Source organism: Baaleninema sp. (genome assembly GCF_049974805.1).
Classification (GTDB): domain Bacteria; phylum Cyanobacteriota; class Cyanobacteriia; order Cyanobacteriales; family Geitlerinemataceae; genus Baaleninema.
Genome location: NZ_JBNGCO010000025.1, coordinates 1 through 3134, shown reverse-complemented (window position 1 = coordinate 3134; position 3134 = coordinate 1). Strand labels below are relative to the sequence as shown.

General features: G+C 54.4%; 4 protein-coding genes. 1 reads left to right on the top strand and 3 read right to left on the bottom strand.

Annotated elements, in window-relative coordinates; all coding sequences use genetic code 11:
• Positions 1 to 67 precede the first annotated feature (67 nt).
• Both ACP5D4_RS07105 and ACP5D4_RS07100 read right to left on the bottom strand, forming a co-directional pair.
• Complete coding sequence (locus tag ACP5D4_RS07105; protein WP_428010931.1) at positions 68 to 706, bottom strand: hypothetical protein; 639 nt, start codon at positions 704 to 706, stop codon at positions 68 to 70.
• Between the two features lie 214 nt (positions 707 to 920).
• Entirely contained in the window at positions 921 to 1154 is a 234-nt protein-coding gene (locus ACP5D4_RS07100) for a DNA-directed RNA polymerase subunit omega (protein WP_017663570.1), read from the bottom strand.
• Positions 1155 to 1300: 146 nt separating this feature from the next.
• Here ACP5D4_RS07100 and ACP5D4_RS07095 point away from each other — a divergent pair, with 146 nt between their 5' ends.
• Positions 1301 to 2089 (top strand): hypothetical protein, encoded by a 789-nt coding sequence (locus tag ACP5D4_RS07095; protein ID WP_428010930.1) that lies wholly within the window; start codon positions 1301 to 1303, stop codon positions 2087 to 2089.
• A gap of 70 nt (positions 2090 to 2159) precedes the next feature.
• Here ACP5D4_RS07095 and ACP5D4_RS07090 read toward each other — a convergent pair whose 3' ends face one another.
• Entirely contained in the window at positions 2160 to 3026 is an 867-nt protein-coding gene (locus ACP5D4_RS07090) for a DJ-1/PfpI family protein (protein WP_428010971.1), read from the bottom strand.
• Positions 3027 to 3134: the final 108 nt, after the last annotated feature.

The window sequence follows — 3134 nt, the reverse complement described above, 5'->3', positions numbered from 1 at the left end:
GAAACTTGAGCGATCGCAACCTAACGCCGCCCCGTTCCATTGTTCCATCATTCTCCATCACCTCCCATTACGGAAGCAACAACTCCGCATCTCCCGCCTGGGGAAGTTGCGGAACGGTGGTTCCCCGTCGCGGCGGTGCGTTGGCGTCAGTCGGTTCTGATGCAGTGGGTGCAGAACTTTCCCGATTGGCTTGTTCTTGCAGCAACGTCAGATAGTTGGGATAGAAAATGCTGACGAGAACGTGAACCAAATCATCTCGTTGTTGGGGGGTCAAACTTTGAATGGCGGCTCGATCGCCCTCCATAGGATTGGTATCTAAGGTATCGTAACCGGGATAAACCGCCTCGTTCATCAGTTCGTTTTCCCCGAGGTAGTCCGCCAGAGTAAGTTTCCAATCGAGGCGATATTGATAGGGGCGTCCTTTGACGTAAAGGTGATAGCGAATCAACCGTCCGATTAGGGTGTTATCGGGATCGATTTCTCCGCTTTCAACGTTGGTATATTCATTTTCTCGGGGAAGTTCCGGCAACACCTCGTAAACTCGTTGCCACGCATTCCCAGTTCTCCGAGGTCGTTGGGCGAGTTGATCCCCAGAAGCAGTTGAATGGGTAGAGTTTGAATTGACCTCAGTTGCCGTGGCCCCGATGACGGTTACGGCCATCATGCAGAGAAACGCGACGAGGAAGTTTACCAGTTTTTTTTTCATAGCATAAAAACGATTTTTGTTTTTTGGTTTTGTCTTTAAATATATTATTTAAACTGAAAACATCACTAAAAACATATATAAATCTATTATTTGTGATTTTATTTTTATGTATTTTATAAGTCAATGAATTTGGCGGTTTGGCTTTTCCGGTGGGGGGGCGGTGCGTGACGCAGTAAATCCCATCACCCCATCACCCCATCATCCCATCATCTTCCTAATGGGTGTCGCCGATGATTTCCGGTTGCGTCAGTTCGTCGGACATTTCTACGATCGCCCGCACGATGGGTTTCATTCCCGGCTCTTCCAGATTGTCGAAATCTTCATAGCGACGGCGTTTCGCCCGGTTAGCCACTTGGACGGTGATGCGATAGCGATTGGATGCGGCGTCAACGAGTTCTTCCGCGCGACGCATTAAATGGGGCGTCTCTACAGTGTTGCGCTTTTGCATGGGTGCTGCTCTCTCTTGAATCTCAACATTATCAACATTTTAGTGTAACGTTTTGGCGGACGTTCGGTCGGAGGGCGAGGGAAGCCGTAGAGCGCGATCGTGTTAGCGTAAGGAGGTCGATCGACGGTCGCAACATGAAACCGTGGATGTTGAAGGTTAACGTGAAATCGAAAGAACTTCTAGCCGTCGTTGCGTTCAATGCGGCGCTGCTGTTGAGTGGCTGTAATCTGAGCAGTCCGCCAGCGGAACCGAGACAACCGGATGGCGACATCGCCACAGAAGCAACGCCATCCCCCGAGTCGGCGGAAATCCCGGTCGCCGAAGAGGTTCCGTTAGACGCGACGGAGGAACCTGAAGCCGCTCCCGAGGCGGAAAGTCAACCGGAGAACGGGGAATCGGAAAACGGGGAATCGGAAAACGGGGAAATTGGGGAAGCATCGGCTGAAACCGCTCCCGCAGCAACGCCAACATCGGAAGTCGCGCCGATTTTTGAGGGGGTGTTAGCGGAAATTCAACCCGTTACGGAGATTCCCGTTCTCCTTCCGAATGAGGTTCCCCTTCCGGAGGACTCGACGATTTACGCGGTTGCGGATGCGGAGGTCGATCGATACGAAATCGAGTTAGCCTTCAACCCCGACTGTCGCGGCGCCAGTGCCTGTTTTTACGGGATGTTCGCCGCCAAACGCACGGACGGCGACTATTACGGCGTCGGCGAAACTTTCGCGGAAACCGTCGAACTCGCCAACGGTGTGACGGGATATTTCAATCCCATGATGTGCGGGGCGTCTTGTGCGCCGCCTGTCATGGAATGGTCGATCGAGGGCGTGCGCTATCGAATCTCCCTCAAAGGACTCGGTGGAGACGATGCGGTAGCCCGCGAAAAAATGACCGAACTGGCGAATTCGGCCATTTTGTCGCGAGAGATGCGGGGATGAGGGGATGATGGTGTTTTGCGAGTCGCTTGTTTTGGGAATCGGCGTTCCCTGGAAATTACGCGCTTGGAAATTACGCGAATGCCAGAGTTGTGGGCATGGGAGGCTCGACGGTGGCTTGAGAGCGGGCGCGACAGAAATCGCCAAACCGCCGTTCGTGGATTGCCAATCGCTCTTCAATGTCGTCGAATAGATTGGCGGTAATGGGGTCGGTTAGTTTGGTGCTGAGATGATAGACATCGACAACCCCAGTTTGTAAGTCGCCCAAGGCGCGACGGGCGATGTCCATATCGCTATCGCTCGACTGCAACCAGCTTTGCAACGCGGCGAGGGCGTCTCCTCCGACAGACTGCCAGGTGACGGATTCGCCAAAGTCCGACAGACGAGCTTCGAGTAGGTCGATATGGCGCTGTTTCGTGGCAACGACTTGGGCGAGAATGGCGTTTAACTCCGTATCTTCGGCTCGTTTGCCGTATTCTTCAAAGGCTTTGAGGGTATAGTTTTCGCCGCTGATGGCGGTGTTGAGGGCGTAGAGGATTTCCTCCCGTGTGGAACCGCCCCAGGTTTCCCCGAGTTGCCACCATTCGTAATCTTCGCTGGCGATTTCGGGGAGTTCGGTGTCTTCGAGGGTGACGCCGAGACTCGTCAAAATGGCGGTGGTGAAGATGGGACCGTCGCCGGGGCGTCTGGCGGTGATGAGGTTATCGTCCATCACGAGCGGTTCGTCGATGTAGGTGGCACCGGCGTTTTGCATATCTTTGCGGATGGCGCGGTATCCGGTGGCTTTTTTGCCTCGCAGTTGGTCCGCTTCGATGAGGACTTGGGGTCCGTGGCAGATGGCGGCGACGATTTTGCCTTGCGCCATTGCATCCATGACGATGCTAACGGCGTTGGGGTTGGTGCGAATGCGATCGGGGGCGGCACCGCCGGGAATGAGGATGGCGTCGAAGTCGTCCGATCGAACTTCGGTGGCGGTGGCGTCGGGGCGAACGGTGACCGAAAATTAGGGGTTTCAAGCCCCGCCCTTCCAGGGCGGCATTTAAAATGC

Coding starts and splice junctions, on each gene's coding strand:
- ACP5D4_RS07095 (WP_428010930.1), top strand. CDS start 1,301: ATGTTGAAGGTTAACGTGAAATCGAAAGAACTTCTAGCCGTCGTTGCG.
- ACP5D4_RS07105 (WP_428010931.1), bottom strand. CDS start 706: ATGAAAAAAAAACTGGTAAACTTCCTCGTCGCGTTTCTCTGCATGATG.
- ACP5D4_RS07100 (WP_017663570.1), bottom strand. CDS start 1,154: ATGCAAAAGCGCAACACTGTAGAGACGCCCCATTTAATGCGTCGCGCG.